This window comes from Streptomyces sp. NPDC001070 (genome assembly GCF_053598835.1).
The window spans coordinates 1-17,027 of the sequence record NZ_JBSFLB010000012.1 but is presented as its reverse complement, the minus strand read 5'-3'; the positions used below and the strand labels follow the sequence as shown (position 1 = coordinate 17,027).

Annotated in this window: 13 protein-coding genes; 11 read left to right on the top strand and 2 right to left on the bottom strand. The window is 73.0% G+C overall.

Going from position 1 to position 17,027, the window contains the following annotated elements; translation table 11 throughout:
- Positions 1 to 121: 121 nt before the first annotated feature.
- Both ACWDAS_RS16425 and ACWDAS_RS16420 read left to right on the top strand, forming a co-directional pair.
- Positions 122 to 3,895 carry a glycosyltransferase gene (locus tag ACWDAS_RS16425; RefSeq protein WP_450390704.1) on the top strand — a complete coding sequence of 1,258 codons (3,774 nt, stop codon included), beginning with the start codon at positions 122 to 124 and terminating at the stop codon, positions 3,893 to 3,895.
- On the top strand, positions 3,892 to 5,373 hold the full coding sequence (locus ACWDAS_RS16420) for a DUF5719 family protein (protein ID WP_450390701.1): 1,482 nt from the start codon (positions 3,892 to 3,894) through the stop codon (positions 5,371 to 5,373). Before ACWDAS_RS16425 ends, ACWDAS_RS16420 begins: the two co-directional genes overlap by 4 nt.
- A 47-nt stretch (positions 5,374 to 5,420) precedes the next feature.
- Here ACWDAS_RS16420 and ACWDAS_RS16415 read toward each other — a convergent pair whose 3' ends face one another.
- Complete coding sequence (locus tag ACWDAS_RS16415; RefSeq protein WP_450390698.1) at positions 5,421 to 5,873, bottom strand: metallopeptidase family protein; 453 nt, start codon at positions 5,871 to 5,873, stop codon at positions 5,421 to 5,423.
- Positions 5,874 to 6,175: 302 nt separating this feature from the next.
- Here ACWDAS_RS16415 and ACWDAS_RS16410 point away from each other — a divergent pair, with 302 nt between their 5' ends.
- From ACWDAS_RS16410 to ACWDAS_RS16375, 8 genes are all read left to right on the top strand, one after another.
- Positions 6,176 to 6,592: a DUF3499 domain-containing protein gene (locus tag ACWDAS_RS16410; protein ID WP_450391160.1), complete on the top strand. Its 417-nt coding sequence runs from the start codon at positions 6,176 to 6,178 to the stop codon at positions 6,590 to 6,592.
- 106 nt (positions 6,593 to 6,698) lie between these two features.
- Complete coding sequence (locus tag ACWDAS_RS16405) at positions 6,699 to 8,057, top strand: phosphomannomutase/phosphoglucomutase (protein ID WP_450390695.1); 1,359 nt, start codon at positions 6,699 to 6,701, stop codon at positions 8,055 to 8,057.
- A gap of 195 nt (positions 8,058 to 8,252) precedes the next feature.
- Positions 8,253 to 8,432, top strand: a complete 180-nt coding sequence (locus ACWDAS_RS16400; RefSeq protein WP_450390692.1) for a Trm112 family protein — start codon at positions 8,253 to 8,255, stop codon at positions 8,430 to 8,432.
- A 73-nt stretch (positions 8,433 to 8,505) separates the two neighbouring features.
- Complete coding sequence (locus tag ACWDAS_RS16395) at positions 8,506 to 9,657, top strand: SIS domain-containing protein (RefSeq protein ID WP_450390689.1); 1,152 nt, start codon at positions 8,506 to 8,508, stop codon at positions 9,655 to 9,657.
- 4 nt (positions 9,658 to 9,661) lie between these two features.
- The gene (gene manA, locus ACWDAS_RS16390) at positions 9,662 to 10,870 is read left to right on the top strand and encodes a mannose-6-phosphate isomerase, class I (protein ID WP_450390687.1); all 1,209 of its coding nucleotides are present in this window, start codon (positions 9,662 to 9,664) and stop codon (positions 10,868 to 10,870) included.
- A 95-nt stretch (positions 10,871 to 10,965) separates the two neighbouring features.
- Positions 10,966 to 11,919 (top strand): cation diffusion facilitator family transporter, encoded by a 954-nt coding sequence (locus ACWDAS_RS16385; protein WP_450390684.1) that lies wholly within the window; start codon positions 10,966 to 10,968, stop codon positions 11,917 to 11,919.
- A 239-nt stretch (positions 11,920 to 12,158) separates the two neighbouring features.
- Positions 12,159 to 13,610, top strand: a complete 1,452-nt coding sequence (ahcY, locus tag ACWDAS_RS16380; protein ID WP_450390682.1) for an adenosylhomocysteinase — start codon at positions 12,159 to 12,161, stop codon at positions 13,608 to 13,610.
- 129 nt (positions 13,611 to 13,739) lie between these two features.
- Entirely contained in the window at positions 13,740 to 14,363 is a 624-nt protein-coding gene (locus tag ACWDAS_RS16375) for a hypothetical protein (protein WP_450390679.1), read from the top strand.
- A 22-nt stretch (positions 14,364 to 14,385) separates the two neighbouring features.
- On the opposite strand, the gene ACWDAS_RS16370 is transcribed toward ACWDAS_RS16375, so the two are convergent.
- Positions 14,386 to 15,414 (bottom strand): RDD family protein, encoded by a 1,029-nt coding sequence (locus tag ACWDAS_RS16370; protein ID WP_450390676.1) that lies wholly within the window; start codon positions 15,412 to 15,414, stop codon positions 14,386 to 14,388.
- Positions 15,415 to 15,508: 94 nt separating this feature from the next.
- Between ACWDAS_RS16370 and ACWDAS_RS16365 the strand changes: the two genes are divergently transcribed.
- The gene (locus ACWDAS_RS16365) at positions 15,509 to 16,516 is read left to right on the top strand and encodes a stage II sporulation protein M (protein ID WP_450390674.1); all 1,008 of its coding nucleotides are present in this window, start codon (positions 15,509 to 15,511) and stop codon (positions 16,514 to 16,516) included.
- The last annotated feature ends 511 nt before the right edge of the window (positions 16,517 to 17,027 follow it).

Below are 17,027 nucleotides of genomic sequence, written 5' to 3'. Positions count from 1 at the left end.
AGGTTCGTACGTATATGTGCCCCGGACCCGGAAGGGCCGGCTCCCGCAACCGTTAGTGTGGGGGCCCGTCCGAGACGCCAAGGCGTCGTCCGAAGTCCAGCGAACCGGGGCCCGAACCTCGATGTCCGTGAACAGCTCAGCCGGGACTCAATACGCCGCCCAGGCAGCGGGGTTCGCCCCCGCCACCCCACCGGAGTTCCCGCGCCACGTCGTCACCGCCGTGCTCGTCGCCCACGACGGTGCCCGCTGGCTGCCCAACGCGCTCTCGGGCCTGGTCTCCCAGGACCGCCCCGTCCAGGACGTCATCGCCGCCGACACCGGCAGCGCCGACGACTCCGCGCGCCTGCTCGCCGAGAGCCTCGGCGACCACCGCGTCCTGCACCTCGCCCGGCGCAGCGGCTTCGGCGCCGCCGTCGACGAGTGCGTGCGCGCCGCCGAGCCCCCGACCGCGGAGCAACTGCCCTACCTGGCGCGGTCCAGCAGCTGGGACCCGGTCTCCCGCAGCTGGAACGACGACGCCTACGACCAGCCCGAGCAGCCCCACGGCGAACCCGTGCAGTGGCTGTGGCTGCTGCACGACGACTGCGAGCCGGCCCCGGACGCCCTCCTCAACCTCCTCAAGGTCGCCGACGCCTCTCCGTCCGCCGCGATCATCGGCCCCAAGCTGCGCAGCTGGTACGACCGCCGCCAGCTGCTGGAGGTCGGCGTCTCCATCGCCCGCAGCGGCCGCCGCTGGACCGGGCTGGAGCGCCGCGAGCAGGACCAGGGCCAGCACGACCAGGTCCGCCAGGTGCTCTCGGTCTCCAGCGCCGGCATGCTGGTCCGCCGCGACGTGTGGGAGGACCTCGGCGGCTTCGACCGCCGGCTGCCCCTCATGCGCGACGACGTCGACTTCTGCTGGCGCGCCCAGTCCGCCGGGCACACCGTCCTCGTCGCCCCCGACGCCGTCCTGCGGCACGCCGAGGCCGCCTCCCGCGAGCGCCGCCCCGTCGACTGCGCCGGCCGCTCCGCCGTCAACCCGCACCGCGTCGACAAGGCCGGCGCCGTCTACACCCTGCTGGCCAACACCCGCGGCATCCTGCTCCCGTACGTCTTCGCGCGCATCGTGCTCGGCACCGTCCTGCGCACCCTCGCCTACCTCGTCGGCAAGGTCCCCGGACAGGCCGTCGACGAGATCACCGGCCTGCTGTCGGTCCTGCTGCGCCCCGGCCGCCTCCTCGGCGCCCGCCACCGGCGCTCGCGGCCCGAGGTCCCGGCCTCCGAACTCCGGCCGCTCTTCCCGCCGCCCGGCGCGACCGTACGGGCCACCGTCGAGCAGGTCGTCAGCAACGTTTCCGGCCGCGCCGCCGCCGACGCCTCCTCCGCCGGACGCCACGGCGGCGGCCTGGAGTCCGGGCCCAGCGGGGGCGACGACGACAGCGAGTACCTGGACGTCGAGCAGTTCGCGCTGCTCAGGCGCATCGCCCGGCAGCCCGCCCCGATGCTCTTCGCCGTCCTGCTGCTCTTCTCCCTCATCGCCTGCCGCGCGCTCCTCGCCGGTGGCGCCCTGTCCGGCGGCGCACTGCTGCCCGCCCCCTCGGACGCCTCCGACCTGTGGGGCTCCTACCTGGGCGGCTGGCATGCCCTCGGCGCCGGCAGCACCGAGACCGCGCCCCCGTACCTGGCGGTCGTGGCCACCTTGTCGAGCGTCCTGTTCGGCAGCACAGGCCTCGCCCTGACGGTGCTCCTCGTCGCCTCGGTGCCGCTCGCGGGCCTCAGCGCCTACTTCGTGTCGCGGCCGCTCGTCGGCTCCCGGCTGCTGCGCGCCTGGGGCGCCGTCGCGTACGCCTTCCTGCCCGCCGTCACCGGCGCCCTCGCCGGCGGCCGGCTCGGCACCGCGGTCCTCGCCGTCCTGCTGCCGCTCATGGCGCGCGCCGCCGTGTCCGCCGCGGGGCTGCGAATGTCCGACGAGGCCGTCGACCGCGGCCTGCGCCCCGGCTGGCGCGCCGCCTGGGCCGTCGCGCTGCTGCTGACGATCACCACCGCGTTCACCCCCATCACCTGGCCGGTCACGCTGGTGCTCATCGGCGTCGCCATCGCCCTGCGCGTCGTGCGCGGGCAGGGCCGGCTCGTCGTCCCGCTGGCCATGCGGGCCGTGGCGGTCCTCGGCGCCCCCGTGGTGGTGCTCGCGCCCTGGTCGATCGGGCTGCTGACGCACCCCAAGCGCTTCCTGTACGAGGCCGGACTGCCGTACGGCGCCAAGGCCGCCACCGCCACCGACCTTCTCCTGGTCAACCCCGGCGGCCCCGGAGCGGCCGGCGGCTACCTGCTCGCGGGCATCGTCCTGGCCGGACTCGCCGCCCTCGTGCGCGGCGAACGGCGGTCCGCCATCCTCACCGCCTGGGCCGGCGCCCTGACCGGCCTGGTCTTCGCGGTCGCCGCCAACACCACCGCCTGGGCCGGCCCCGCCACCCTCGTGTACGGCCTCGCCCTGCTCGCGGCCGCCGCGGTCGGCGCCGAGGGCGCCAAGGAACGGCTCGCCGCCTCCGGCTTCGGCTGGCGCCAGCCGGTCGCCGCTCTCGTCGCCCTGGCCGCCGTACTCGCTCCGCTGTCCGCCGCCGTCGGCTGGATGGCCGGCGGCGCCGACGGCCCGCTGGAGCGCCGCGACCCCACCCAGGTGCCCGCCTTCGTCGCCGAGGAGAGCACCACCCGCGACCAGGCCCGCACCCTCGTCCTTTCGGGCACGCCCGCCCATGTCTCGTACGCCCTCGTCCGGGGCGCCGGCGCCCGCCTCGGTGACGCCGAGATCGCCGCCGCGTACGGCGGCGACGCCCGCCTCGGCAAGATCGTCGGCAACCTGGTGGCCGGCTCCGGCGCCGACCAGGCCAGCCAGCTCGGCGGCTACGCCGTGCGCTACGTCCTCGTCCAGCAGGGCACCCCGCGCGAGATGAGCCGCACCCTCGACAGCACGCCCGGCCTGTCCCGGCTCAGCCAGGCCGACGGCAGCGCCCTGTGGCGGGTCGACAACGAGGTCTCGCGCGTCACGATCGTCGAGCCCTCCGGCGGCGGTGAAGGCGGCTCCGGCGACGGCGCCGCGACCCCCGCCCGGTCCGAGACCGTCGCCTCCGGCAAGGTCGAGGCGCACACCACCATCCCCTCCGGCGCGGACGGCCGCATCCTGCGCGTCGCCGACCGCGCCGCCCCCGGCTGGACCGCCACCCTCGACGGCAAGGAGCTCACCGCCACCACCGTCGACGGCTGGGCCCAGGGCTTCCGGCTGCCCAGCAGCGGCGGCCGCCTCGACCTCGTCTACGACGACCCGTTCACGCACACCGTGTGGCTGTGGGTCCAGGGCTTCCTCGGCCTGGTGCTCGTCGTCATGGCCCTGCCGGGCCGGCGCCGCGAGATCGACGACGACCTGCCCGAGGCGGAGCCCGTGCCCGTACCGTCCGCGTCGGCCGCCGGCATCCCGGGGCAGGCCGGCGACGGCCGCCGCGCCCGCCGGCTGCGCGCCGCCGCGGAGGCGGAGGCGGACGACGACGCCGTCGACCCCGACGCCGTCGCCCCCGATGCGGCCGAGCCCGCGTACCAGGAGCAGACCGAGTACGCGCAGTACGCCGAGTACGACCCGTACGCAGCCGGCCCCCGCCAGGACGACCCGTACGGCCAGGAGCAGTGGGCCGCCGACTACACCAGCACCTACGGCTACGAGCAGCCCGCCCAGCCGCAGGAGCAGGTCTACGACCCGTACGGCTACGGCGGGCAGCCGCAGCAGCCCGGCTACGACCGGCAGGAGTACGGGCAGCAGCCCCAGCAGCCGCAGGGCTACGACGCCTCCTACGCCCCCTACGGCACCTACGACACGGACGCGTACGACACGGACGGCTACCGCCGCGACGGGAGCAACGAGCAGTGAACCGCAGCACCCTGTCCCTGATCGGCGTCACCGCCGCCCTGGCCGGCGTCGTCGGCGTCGCCACCGTCACCGGTGCGGGCGCCCCGGAGGCGGCGCCCGCCGCGAGCGCCGCGCGGCTGCCCGTCGAGCGGTCCACGCTCACCTGCCCGGCCCCGTCCGACTCGGACTTCGCCTCGACCACCTACACCGCCTTCACGCCCAAGGGCGACTCCGCGGGCTCGGGCGGTACCGCCCAGCTGCTGCCCGCAGCCGACCAGGACGGCAAGGCCGCCGCCAAGCGCAAGCCGGTCGCCCCGCTGAAGGAGGCCGGCAAGCCGGTCACCGCCACCACCGAGGTCGCCGACGCCCCCGCCCTCCTCGGCACCGCGGACGGCGCGCTCGCCCCGGGCTGGACCGTGCAGCAGACCACGGTCATCGACGCGGGCCCGGCCCGGGCGGTGCTCGGCACCTCCTGCGCCGTGCCGGACAGCGAGTTCTGGTTCCCCGGCGTCAGCACCGCCGCCGACCGCCAGGACTACGTCCACCTGACCAACCCGGACGACATCGCCGCCGTCGTCGACCTCGAGCTGTACGGCGACAAGGGCGAGATCAAGACCGCCACCAGCGACGGGATCACCGTGCCGCCCGGCGCGACGGTCCCCGTTCTGCTCTCCACGCTCACCACGGAGAAGTCCGCCGGCCTCACCCTCCACGTCAGCGCCCGCAGCGGCCGGGTCGGCGCCACCGTCGAGGCCGAGGACGCCAAGGCCGGCGGCGACTGGCTGCCCGCCTCCGCCGACCCCGCCGCCGGCCTCGTCATGCCCGGCATCCCCGCGGACGCCACGCAGGTGCGCCTGGTGGCCTTCGCGACCGGCGACGACGACGCCGACCTGAAGGTGCGCCTCGCCTCCGCCGGCGGCGAGATCACCCCGGCCGGGCACGAGACGGTCCACGTCAAGAGCGGCATGACCACTTCCGTCGACCTCGGCGACGTCACCAAGGGCGAGGCCGGCTCGCTCGTCCTGACCCCGACCGGCACCTCCGGCGCGGCCCCCGTGGTCGCCGCCCTGCAGATCACCCGGGGCAAGGGCGCCGACCAGGAGACCGCCTTCCTGCCCGCCACCGCCCCCGTCGGCGACCGCGCCACCGCCGCCGACAACCGCGGCAGGGGCTCGACCCTCGCCCTCACCGCGCCGGACAGCGACGCCACGGTGCGGGTCACCACCTCCGCCTCCACGGCGGGCGGCGAGCCCGTCACCAAGAACGTCCCGGTCAAGCGCGGCACGACGGTCGTGCTGTCCCCGCCCGCCCCCTCGGCGGGCAAGGGCGCGTACGCCGTCACGGTCGAACCCGCCTCGGGCGGCCCCGTCTACGCCTCCCGGATGCTCGCCCTGCCGCAGGACGGCGTCCCCATGTTCACGATCCAGACCATGCCGGACGACCGCGGCCTGGTCGCCGTCCCGAAGTCGGAAGAGGACCTGTCCATCCTGAACCGGTGACGGCCGGGCGCCGCGCGCCGGGCACCGACGCTTACCGGTACGGGGGGCTAACCCTCCCCGTACCGGGGATCCACGTTCTCCGGGGACAGCCCCAGCAGCTCCGCCACCTGCTCCACGACCACGTCGTGCACCAGCAGCGCCCGCTCCTCGCGGTTCTTGGCCCGGATCTCCACTGGCCGCCGGTACACCACGATGCGGTGCGGGCTGCCCTTGTGCCCGCCGACGAGCCGCCCCAGCGGCACCGCGTCGTCGAGCGGGCCGTCGGCCGCGGCACCGTCGACGCCGTCCGCGGGCCAGGGCACCTCCTGCACGGCGAACTCCACCTCCGCCAGCTGCGGCCACCGCCGTTCGAGCCGGTCCGCCGCGTCGCGTACCAGGTCGTCGAAGGCGTCGGCGCGGCTGCGGGCCAGTGGCACCTGCGGGGGCGCGATCGGGCCGCGCATGCCACGGCCGTGTCGGTCGCGGCGGCGCTGGCGCGGTGCGGGCGAAGGGGTGTCCATCACCTCTGAGAGTAGCCGTCGGGAGCCCCGGGTATGCGGGTCCGTGACCGCTGCCACCATCACGGGGGACCAGGACCGGACATCCCCCGTGATGTCGCAGAATGTACGGTCGGCCGCCCCTGTCGTCCGGACATTTCCTGTGCCCTGACCGCTTCACCGATCGCAATTGGCATCATTTGCGTCGCTTGGTGATCGGTGTCCTCGCCGGGACGGCCGTACATTTCCGGACCTTTGCAGGTCAGGTGAGTTGACCGCAGGTCGGACCTTACCGGCCAACCCGGACGACACGACGGGGTGAGCTCCTGGGGAGTCGTCGCGGCCCGCTCAAGAGTGCGGTACCGTCCAACGTCGTGAGCCTTGTACGTCGCTGTTCGCGCACCGCGTGTGGCCGTCCCGCCGTCGCGACGCTGACGTACGTCTACGCGGACTCCACCGCCGTTCTCGGGCCGCTCGCCACCTACGCCGAGCCCCACTGCTACGACCTGTGCTCCGAGCACTCCGAGCGCCTCACCGCCCCCCGCGGCTGGGAGGTCGTACGGCTCGCCACGGACACCGGACCCGCCCGCCCCAGCGGCGACGACCTCGAAGCGCTCGCCAACGCCGTGCGCGAGGCCGCCCGGCCCCAGGAGCGCGACGGCACCGGCACGAACGGCAGGGGCGGCCCCATGGAGATCACCCGCCGCGGCCACCTGCGCGTCCTGCGCTCCCCGGAGTCCTGACCCCGCCACCAGGGATCCTCATCCGCTCTCGTTCGGATCCGCCGGGTAGGTTGGCCTTGTCGACGATTCATCCACCGACAACCGGATTCAGAGCGGAGCACATACGGTGACCGACCTCTCCCAACTCGTGAAGGCGTACGACGTCCGCGGAGTCGTCCCCGACCAATGGGGCGAGCCGCTCGCCGAACTCTTCGGCGCGGCCTTCGTCACGGTGACCGGCGCAGACGCCATCGTGACGGGCCACGACATGCGGCCCTCCTCGCCCGGCCTGTCCCGGGCCTTCGCCCGCGGCGCGGCGTCCCGCGGCGCGAGCGTCACCGAGATCGGGCTGTGCTCCACCGACCAGCTCTACTTCGCCAGCGGCAAGCTGGACCTCCCCGGCGCGATGTTCACCGCCAGCCACAACCCGGCCCGGTACAACGGCATCAAGATGTGCCGCGCGGGCGCCGCCCCGGTCGGCCAGAACACCGGCCTCGCCGAGATCCGCGAGCTCGTCGAGGAGTGGTCCGACACGGGCCTCCCGGCGAGCGACGCCGCCCCCGGGGAGATCACCCAGCGGGACCTGCTCGCCGACTACGCCACCCACCTGCGCACCCTCGTCGACCTGAGCTCGATCAGGCACCTGAAGGTCGTCGTCGACGCCGGCAACGGCATGGGCGGGCACACCGTCCCCACCGTCTTCGACGGGCTGCCCCTCGACCTCGTCCCGATGTACTTCGAGCTCGACGGCACCTTCCCCAACCACGAGGCCAACCCCCTCGACCCCAAGAACATCGTCGACCTGCAGGAGAAGGTCCGCGAGACCGGCGCCGACATCGGCATCGCCTTCGACGGCGACGCCGACCGCTGCTTCGTTGTCGACGAGCGCGGCGAGCCCGTCTCCCCCTCCGCGATCACCGCCCTCGTCGCCGCCCGCGAGCTGGCCAAGCACCCCGGTTCCACCGTCATCCACAACCTGATCACCTCGTGGTCGGTGCCCGAGGTCGTCAGGGAGCACGGCGGCACGCCGGTCCGCACCCGCGTCGGCCACTCCTTCATCAAGCAGGAGATGGCCCGCACCGGCGCCGTCTTCGGCGGCGAGCACTCCGCGCACTACTACTTCCGCGACTTCTGGAACGCCGACACCGGCATGCTCGCCGCGCTCCACGTCCTCGCCGCCCTCGGCGGCCAGGACGGCCCGCTGTCCGCGCTCGTCGCCGAGTACGACCGCTACGCCGCCTCCGGCGAGATCAACACCGCCGTCGACGACCAGGCCGTCCGCACCGCCGCCGTTCGCACGGCCTTCGCCGACCGCCCCGGCGTCGGCATCGACGAACTCGACGGCCTCACGGTCACCGGCGACGGCTGGTGGTTCAACCTCCGCCCCTCCAACACCGAGCCCCTGCTCCGCCTCAACGTCGAGGCCCGCGACACCGACCTCGTGACCGCGGTCCGCGACGAGGTCCTCTCCATCGTCCGTGCCTGACGGCCCCCGGCCGGAGGAGGCACCGCCCGCCTCCTCCGGCCGGGACGCGGACACCGTCCCCCGGGGCCCGGGAAGCGCCCGACACGGTCACGCGCGCCCCGCCCCCCGGCGATAGGCTGAAACCGCCGGTCCGAACGCGCACGCCCGTACACGGCGGACGCCCGGAAGAGACCACCACAAGGGAAGACGCGACCCATGCCGCTCGTCGAAGCCAGCCTCCTGGAAATCCTCGCCTGCCCCGCCTGCCACGCCCCCCTCCGCGAGGACATCGAGGCCACCGAGCTCACCTGCACCTCCGCCGACTGCGGCCTGGCCTACCCCGTGCGCGACGACATCCCCGTCCTGCTCGTCGACGAGGCCCGCCGCCCGGCGTAGCGCGCCCCGAACGACACCGCAGCGCACGGCGCCCCGCGACAACCGACAGAACCGGACCGGAGGTCACCTCCCGATGCTGGACGAGACGCAGCTCGACGACCCCGACGCCCTCGCCCGCGCCGACACCCGCGGCCTCCTCCTCGGGGTCGCCGCCGCCGGCGCCCGAGTCCGCACCGCCGCACGCCTCGCCCAGGAGGCGGGCGTCGGCGAACTGAAGCCGGACGGCCGGCCCCGCAGCGTCCTGGTCGCCGGCCCCGGCGCAGCCACCGCCGCCACCGTCGCCGAACTGCTGGCCGCCCTCGGCAACGGCAGCGGCCCCGTCCTGCCCCTGCATCCCACCGGCCCCGCCCCGTACGACCTGCGGTGGACCCTCCCCGGCTGGGCCGGCCCGCTGGACCTGCTGCTCATCGCCAGCCCGGTGGGCACGGAGGCCGGCCTCGCCGACCTCATCGAGCAGGCCTACCGCCGGGGCTGCACAGCGGCCGCGGTCGTCCCCCCCGGCTCACCCATCGCCGAGGCGATCCAGCAGGTGCGCGGCATGGTCCTTCCCTACGCCCCGCCACCCGACCCCGGCGCCGTCGCAGGCGTCCTGGGGGAGGCCGCCGACCCCGCCGAAGACCTGGGCGCCTTCTGGGCCCTGCTCACCCCGCTGCTCGCCCTCGGCGACCGGATCGGCCTGCTGGCCGCCCCGCCCGACGCCGTCGAACGCGTCGCCGACCGACTCGACGAGGTCGCCGCACGCTGCGGCCCCGCCATCGCCACCTACAGCAATCCCGCCAAGACCCTGGCCTCGGAACTCGCCGAGACTCTGCCCGTCTTGTGGAGCGAAGGCCCCGTGGCCGCCGTCGCGGCCCGCCGCTTCGCCTCCACGATCGCCTCCCGCGCCGGCCGCCCCGCCCTGTGCGGAGAACTCCCCCAGGCCCTCGACACACACACCGCGCTGCTCGCCGGCGCCTTCGCCGGCGCCCTCGACCCCGACGACTTCTTCCGGGACCGCGTCGAGGAGCCCGAAGCCCTGCGACTGCGCATCGTGCTGCTGAACCACCTCGGCAACGGCGCCCACAGCTCCGTCGCCGCGGCACGCGAACTCACCGCGACCCACGACACCCCGCTCAGCGAACTCGCCGCGGCCGAGGGCAGCAGCCTGGAAGCCGCCGTCGAACTCCTCGCCGTCACGGATTTCGCCTCCGTTTACCTCGCCATCACCTCCACCGGGAGATCATGACCGCATGGATCGGCTGACCAACACCATTCGCCCGTACGCCTGGGGTTCCACCACCGCGATCCCCGAACTGCTCGGCACCACCCCCACGGGCGAGCCGCAGGCCGAACTGTGGATGGGTGCCCACCCCGGCGCCCCCTCCCGCGTCGACCGCGGCAACGGTCCGGTCCCGCTCGACCAGGTCATCGCCGCCGACCCGGCCGGCGAACTCGGCACCGCCGCCGTCGAACGCTTCGGCCCCCGGCTGCCCTTCCTGCTCAAGCTCCTGGCCGCCGGCTCCCCGCTCTCCCTGCAGGTGCACCCCGACCTCGCCCAGGCCGCCGCCGGCTTCGCCGACGAAGAGGCCCGCGGCATCCCCGTCGACGCCCCGCACCGCAACTACAAGGACGCCAACCACAAGCCGGAGATGATCGTCGCGCTCACCCCCTTCGAGGGCCTGTGCGGCTTCCGGCACCCCGAGGAGACCGCCGCCCTCATCAGCGGCCTCGGCGTCGACTCCCTCAAGCCGTACACAGACATCCTGCGCGCCCACCCCGAGGACGCCGCCCTGCGCGAGGTGCTCACCGCCGTGCTCGGCGCCGAACCCGAGGCCATCGCCGGCGCCGTGGACGAAGCCGGCGAGGCCGCCGGCCGCCTCGCCACCGAGGGCGGACCGCACGCCGACGCCTACGCCGCCTACGCGGCCATCGCACACGCCTACCCCGGCGACCCCGGCGTCATCGCCGCCATGCTCCTCAACCACGTACGCCTCCAGCCCGGTGAGGCGCTCTTCCTCGGCGCGGGCATACCCCACGCCTACCTCAGCGGCCTCGGCGTCGAGATCATGGCCAACTCCGACAACGTCCTGCGCTGCGGCCTCACCCCCAAGCACGTCGACATCCCCGAACTGCTGCGCATCGTCCGCTTCCAGGCCGGCGACGCAGGAGTCCTGCGCCCCGAGGCGTCCCCCGACGGCGAGGAGCTCTACGGCACCCCCATCGACGAATTCCGGCTCTCCCGCTACTCCCTCGCCGCCGGCGCCGCCCCCCGCACCCCCCACGACCGCACCGCCCAGATCCTGCTCTGCACCGACGGCACCGCCACCCTGCGCACGCCCGGCGACCCGGCGGCCCCGAAACTCACCCTCACCCGCGGCCAGTCCGCCTACGTCCCCGCGGGCGAACAGGTCGAACTCAGCGGCGAGGGAACCGTCTTCCGCGCCACCGTGGTGGCCTGACGCACCGCCTGAATCACGGCCTGCAAGAATGTCCCGCCGTAACGCCGTAAAGACCGGGCAAAGACCAGGGCCGATGGAAGGGACCACCAGCACCTATGAGCGCGTCAGGCGGAACCAAGGCGATCGTCGCCGCATTGGGCGCCAACCTCGCCATCGCGGTGAGCAAGTTCGTGGCGTTCGCCTTCAGCGGCTCCTCGTCCATGCTCGCCGAAGGCGTGCACTCGGTGGCCGACTCGGGCAACCAGGCGCTCCTCCTGCTCGGTGGCAAGAAAGCGCAGAAGAAGGCCACCGAGGAACACCCCTTCGGCTACGGCCGTGAGCGGTACATCTACGGCTTCCTCGTCTCCATCGTGCTGTTCACCATCGGTGGCGTCTTCGCCCTCTACGAGGGCTACGAGAAGGTCAAGCACCCCCACCAGGTCGAGCACTGGTACTGGCCCATCGGCGTCCTCGTCTTCGCGATCATCGCCGAGGGCTTCTCCTTCCGCACCGCCATCAAGGAATCCAACGAGGTGCGCGGCAGGCAGAGCTGGAGCCAGTTCGTCCGCACCGCCAAGGCCCCCGAGCTCCCCGTCGTCCTCCTGGAGGACTTCGGGGCCCTCGTCGGCCTCGTGCTCGCCCTCGCCGGCGTCGGCCTGGCCCTGCTCACCGGCGACGGCATCTGGGACGGCATCGGCACCCTCTGCATCGGCACCCTCCTCGTCGTCATCGCGCTCGTCCTCGCCTCCGAGACCAAGTCGCTGCTCCTGGGCGAGGCCGCCGGCCCCGAGGTCGTCGCCCGCATCCGCGAGGCCATCGTCGACGGAGACACCGTCACCCGCGTGATCCACATGCGCACCCTCCACCTCGGCCCCGACGAGCTCCTCGTCGCCGCCAAGATCGCCGTCCAGCACGACGACACCGCCGCCGAGGTCGCCCGCGCCATCGACGCCGCCGAGGCCCGCATCCGCGAGGCCGAGCCCATCGCGCGCGTCATCTACCTCGAACCGGACATCTACCGCGAGCAGGCCGCCGCTCCCACCGCCTCCACGGCCACCGCGACGGACTGAACCCCTTCACACGACCTCCACGCACCTTCCGGACCCGCCCGGCCCCTCGGTGTAGATTCGTCCCTAGCCAGACGTCGCTGCTGATGGCGGTCGGGCGGTCCGTACACCGGACCGGCCGAGGGAGAGAGGGCCTCCGACGGGCTGAGCTGCGGTCGAGGGAGACGTATGTCCGCATGCCTCCCCACGCCCCGCAGCGGAAAGCCGATGTCCGCTCTCGAAGCACCCCACGAGGAGACTGCATGTCCCCCGTCAACAACGACTTCAAGGTCGCAGACCTCTCCCTGGCCACCTTCGGCCGCAAGGAGATCACCCTCGCCGAGCACGAGATGCCCGGCCTCATGGCCATCCGCGAGGAGTACGCGGCCTCCCAGCCGCTGGCCGGCGCCCGCATCACCGGCTCGCTGCACATGACCGTGCAGACCGCCGTCCTCATCGAGACCCTCGCCGCCCTCGGCGCCCAGGTCCGCTGGGCCTCCTGCAACATCTTCTCCACGCAGGACCACGCCGCCGCCGCCATCGCCGTCGGCCCCCACGGCACCCCCGAGAATCCGCAGGGCATCCCCGTCTTCGCCTGGAAGGGCGAGACCCTCGAGGAATACTGGTGGTGCACGGAGCAGGCCCTCACCTGGCCCGACTCGCCCACCGGCGGCCCGAACATGATCCTCGACGACGGCGGTGACGCCACCCTCCTGGTGCACAAGGGCGTCGAGTTCGAGAAGGCCGGCCAGGCCCCCGACCCCTCCACCGCCGACAGCGAGGAGTACGAGCAGATCCTGCTGCTCCTCAACCGCACCCTCGGCGAGAACCCCCAGAAGTGGACCCAGCTCTCCTCCGAGATCCGCGGCGTCACCGAGGAGACCACCACCGGCGTCCACCGCCTGTACGAGATGCAGCGCGACGGCACCCTGCTCTTCCCGGCGATCAACGTCAACGACGCCGTCACCAAGTCGAAGTTCGACAACAAGTACGGCTGCCGCCACTCCCTCATCGACGGCATCAACCGCGCCACCGACGTCCTCATCGGCGGCAAGGTCGCCGTCGTCTGCGGCTACGGCGACGTCGGCAAGGGCTGCGCCGAGTCGCTTCGCGGCCAGGGCGCCCGCGTCATCGTCACCGAGATCGACCCCATCAACGCCCTCCAGGCCGCGATGGACGGCTACCAGGTCACCACGCTCGAGGACGTCGTCGAGATCGCCGACATCTTCGTCACCACCACCGGCAACCGCGACATCATCCTCGCCGAGCACATGCAGCGCATGAAGCACCAGGCGATCGTCGGCAACATCGGCCACTTCGACAACGAGATCGACATGGCCGGCCTCGCCAAGATCCCCGGCATCGTCAAGGACGAGGTCAAGCCCCAGGTCCACACCTGGACCTTCCCCGACGGCAAGGTCCTCATCGTCCTGTCCGAGGGCCGCCTGCTCAACCTGGGCAACGCCACCGGCCACCCCTCGTTCGTGATGTCCAACTCCTTCTCGGACCAGACCCTGGCCCAGATCGAGCTGTTCACCAAGCCCGAGGAGTACCCGATCGGCGTCTACGTCCTGCCCAAGCACCTCGACGAGAAGGTCGCCCGGCTCCACCTCGACGCCCTCGGCGTCAAGCTCACCACCCTGCGCCCCGAGCAGGCCGCCTACATCGGCGTCCCGGTCGAGGGCCCGTACAAGCCGGACCACTACCGCTACTGACGCCGCCCGGGCCGCCCGCGCGAGAGCGCGCCACCGGCCCCACCGGCACCACAGGAGCCACCCCGCAGGCCCCCGCCCCCGGCGGGGGCCTGCCCCGTCGGGCCCCCACCCGCTTTGTAAGGTCGAACCATGCCCCGCGGCCGCTACTCGTTCCACGACACCCACGACCACACCCCCCTCGGCGAAGAACACTTCCACTGCGCCACCGGCCCCACCGGCTGGCGCTACACCGCACAGAACACCCACCCCGACGGCAGCCACGCCGGCTCCGTCGACCTCACCGTCGACGAACTCGGCCGCCCCATCCGCCTGGAACTGCACGCCGCGAGCTGGCAGGTCCGCGGCGCCGCCCTCGAAGGCGTCACCTGGGTACGCACCGACCCCTCCGGCGAACACGCTCAGGAGGGCAACGTCCCCGCCCACGGCTTCACCGGCGCGTCACCCGCGTTCTACATCGCCACCGCTCGGCTGCTCCGCCTGCGGCCCGGCTCCCCGGCCACCCGCGTACGCCTCGTCGCATTCCAGCCCCCCGTGCTCGCACCCCGCACCCTCGACCAGTCGTGGGCCCTGCTGAAAAGCGAAGCACACCCCACCGACAACGCCCCCCTGATCGTGGACGAATACCAGGTCAACGACCTGGAGACCGGTGAACAGCACACCGTCCACATCGCCGGCGACGTCGTCCTGTCCGCCCCGGGCATCGAACTCGAGGACCTCGAGTCACCCCCGTCCCGGTTCCCGGCGACGGACTGAGCCCAGGGCGGAACCCGGCCCATCAGGCCGGAGGCGCGAACCCCGTCGACGACGAGGCCGGCGGCACCGGCGCTCCCGAAGACTCCTTCGCGTACGCCGGCGACACGGCGCCCGCACGGCCTCCGCCGTCCACCCGCACCCCGCCGTCCGCCCCCGGCGCCGCCCAGCCCGCCGACGACAGCCCCGGCGCCTGCCCCCGCCCCGCGACCCCGAGGGCCCCCGGCTCCAGCGCCCCGCCGACCGAAGTCCCGTCGGCCGGGGCCGCACCGACCGGGGCCCCGAAGACCCTGCGCGCGTCCCGTGCCTGCCGCTCCGCCACCACAGCCGCCAGGAACGCCGCCGGCGGCGTCCCGTCCGGCACCGGCACCCCCGTGCACGCCATCACATCCGACGCCAGCCGTTCCGCCATCGACCAGCCCACCTGCGGATCCAGCTGGTGCACCCGCGACAGGTACTGCCGCACCGCCAGCCACAGCCCCTCCGGCACCGCCGACAGATCCACCCCCGCCAACTGCCCCGACAACCACGGCGGCGCGGGCGGCATCGGTCGCTGGGCCCGCGGCACCGGAATCCGCTCCCGCACCACCAGCGTCCCCGCGAAGACATCCCCGATCCGCCGCCCACGCGCCGACACCAGCGAGGCGATACAGGCGATCACCCCCAGGAACATCTGGATCTCGACCACCCCCACCGCCCCGCGCACCAGCGCGTGCCGGAACCGGATCGGCCCACCGTCGTCCCGCACCACCCGCAACCCGCACGCGAGCTTCCCCAGCGACCGCCCCCGGGTCAGCGTCTCCACCGCGATCGGCACCCCGAACAGCACCAGCACCAGCGAGGTCACGTACACCGCCATGACCATGGCATCGTCCATCGACGCCGTCGCGACCATCAGCAGGATCGAGACGATCAGATAACCGCCGATGTACACGACGGCGTCCAGCGACGCGGCCAGCACCCGGCTCGGCAGCTTCGCCGGGTGCAGCCCCAGCTCCACCGCCTCGCCCGTCACCAGCCGACCGGCACCGCCCGCCGTACGCATCTCACTCATACGGGAACCCTCCTCCTGCCCACCCCGGACCCGGAGCGCCCAGTCTGCCCGGTCTGCCAAGCTGGGACCTCCCGGCCAGCCAGGAGCAGCGCCCATGGACCTCGACGTCTTCGCAGCCGCCCACAGCCACGAGTGGGACCGGCTCGACACCCTGCTGCGCCGGCACGGGCGCCTGACCGGGGAGGAAGCCGACGAACTCGTCACCCTCTACCAACGCGCCGCCACCCACCTCTCCCTCGTCCAGTCCAGCACCCCCGACCCCGCGCTCGTCGGACGTCTCACCACCCTTGTCGCGCGCGCCCGCAGCGCCGTCACCGGAGCCCGCACTCCCAGCTGGCGCGACGCCGCCCTCTTCTTCACCCGCGTCTTCCCCGCGGCGGTCTACCGCTCACGCCACTGGTGGGTCCCCACAGCGCTGATCTCCACCGCGGTCGCCGCCCTCATCGGCTGGTGGATCGCCACCCACCCCGAGGTCCAGTCGGCCATCGCCGCACCGGAGGAACTGCACGCCATGACCCGCCCCGGCGGGGCGTACGAGAGCTACTACTCCAGCCACCCCGCCGCCTCCTTCGCGGCCCAGGTCTGGACGAACAACGCCGCGGCCGCGGGCTACTGCCTGGTCCTCGGCGCCTTCCTGGGGCTCCCCGTCCTCTACGTCCTGTTCGAGAACATGCTCAATCTCGGGCTCGGCCTCGGCCTCATGGGTTCCGCCGGCCGCCTGGACACCTTCCTCGGCCTGCTCCTCCCGCATGGTCTCCTCGAACTCACCGCCGTCTTCGTCGCCGCAGGCACGGGCCTCCGCCTCGGCTGGACCGTCATCGACCCCGGCCCCCGCCTCCGCCGCACGGCACTCGCCGAAGAAGGCCGCGCCGCCATCGGCATGGCCATCGGCCTCACCGCCGTCCTCCTTGTCTCCGGCGCCATCGAAGCCTTCGTCACGCCCTCCCACCTCCCCACCTGGGCTCGCATCGGCATAGGCGTCGCCGTGGAGCTGCTCTTCCTCGCGTACGTGTACGTCGTCGGACGCCGCGCCGCGCTCGACGGTGAGACGGGTGACCTGGAGCGTGCCGACCGCAGCGACACCCTGCCCACCGCGGCATGACCCGGACGGCGTACGCCGTCGATGTGCATCCGACCTCGCTGACCTGCTAGTCTCCTCTCCGCCCCAAGAAGCCTGTTGACATGGGTGGAGCGGGGAGGTAGATTTGAGCAGTTGCCACGAACTGGACATTGTTCGAGGCCAGCGGCTAGGATCTAGCCCACTTCGACTGACTATCGATCGCTTCGAACCTCTCAGAATCAAGATTCTGAGTGGTCTTTTGCGTCGCTACTCGTAGAGGTAAATCCCGCCGGCGGGAATCGGACACGAAAGAGTCTGATAAAGTCGGAAACGTCGAAAGGCGAAAGCCGGAAGACAAAACCCCGCTCCAACAGGGGGCCGGAAACGAAGAGCGGAAACGCGAAACGGATCTGGTAAGGTTGGAGACAACGAAGGGAAAGCCCGGAGGGGCCGGTGAAACGGTCTCGAAGGAAGCTTCCGTTCCTTGAGAACTCAACAGCGTGCCAAAAGTCAACGCCAGATATGTTGATACCCCGTCCATCTCGGACGAGGT

What these genes read in the sequence shown, in the direction of transcription:
- ACWDAS_RS16425 (WP_450390704.1), top strand. Translation starts at nt 122, where the DNA reads ATGTCCGTGAACAGCTCAGCCGGGACTCAATACGCCGCCCAGGCAGCG.
- ACWDAS_RS16415 (WP_450390698.1), bottom strand. Translation starts at nt 5,873, where the DNA reads ATGGACACCCCTTCGCCCGCACCGCGCCAGCGCCGCCGCGACCGACAC.
- ACWDAS_RS16400 (WP_450390692.1), top strand. Translation starts at nt 8,253, where the DNA reads ATGCCGCTCGTCGAAGCCAGCCTCCTGGAAATCCTCGCCTGCCCCGCC.
- ACWDAS_RS16395 (WP_450390689.1), top strand. Translation starts at nt 8,506, where the DNA reads ATGCTGGACGAGACGCAGCTCGACGACCCCGACGCCCTCGCCCGCGCC.
- manA (WP_450390687.1), top strand. Translation starts at nt 9,662, where the DNA reads ATGGATCGGCTGACCAACACCATTCGCCCGTACGCCTGGGGTTCCACC.
- ACWDAS_RS16385 (WP_450390684.1), top strand. Translation starts at nt 10,966, where the DNA reads ATGAGCGCGTCAGGCGGAACCAAGGCGATCGTCGCCGCATTGGGCGCC.
- ahcY (WP_450390682.1), top strand. Translation starts at nt 12,159, where the DNA reads ATGTCCCCCGTCAACAACGACTTCAAGGTCGCAGACCTCTCCCTGGCC.
- ACWDAS_RS16375 (WP_450390679.1), top strand. Translation starts at nt 13,740, where the DNA reads ATGCCCCGCGGCCGCTACTCGTTCCACGACACCCACGACCACACCCCC.
- ACWDAS_RS16370 (WP_450390676.1), bottom strand. Translation starts at nt 15,414, where the DNA reads ATGAGTGAGATGCGTACGGCGGGCGGTGCCGGTCGGCTGGTGACGGGC.
- ACWDAS_RS16365 (WP_450390674.1), top strand. Translation starts at nt 15,509, where the DNA reads ATGGACCTCGACGTCTTCGCAGCCGCCCACAGCCACGAGTGGGACCGG.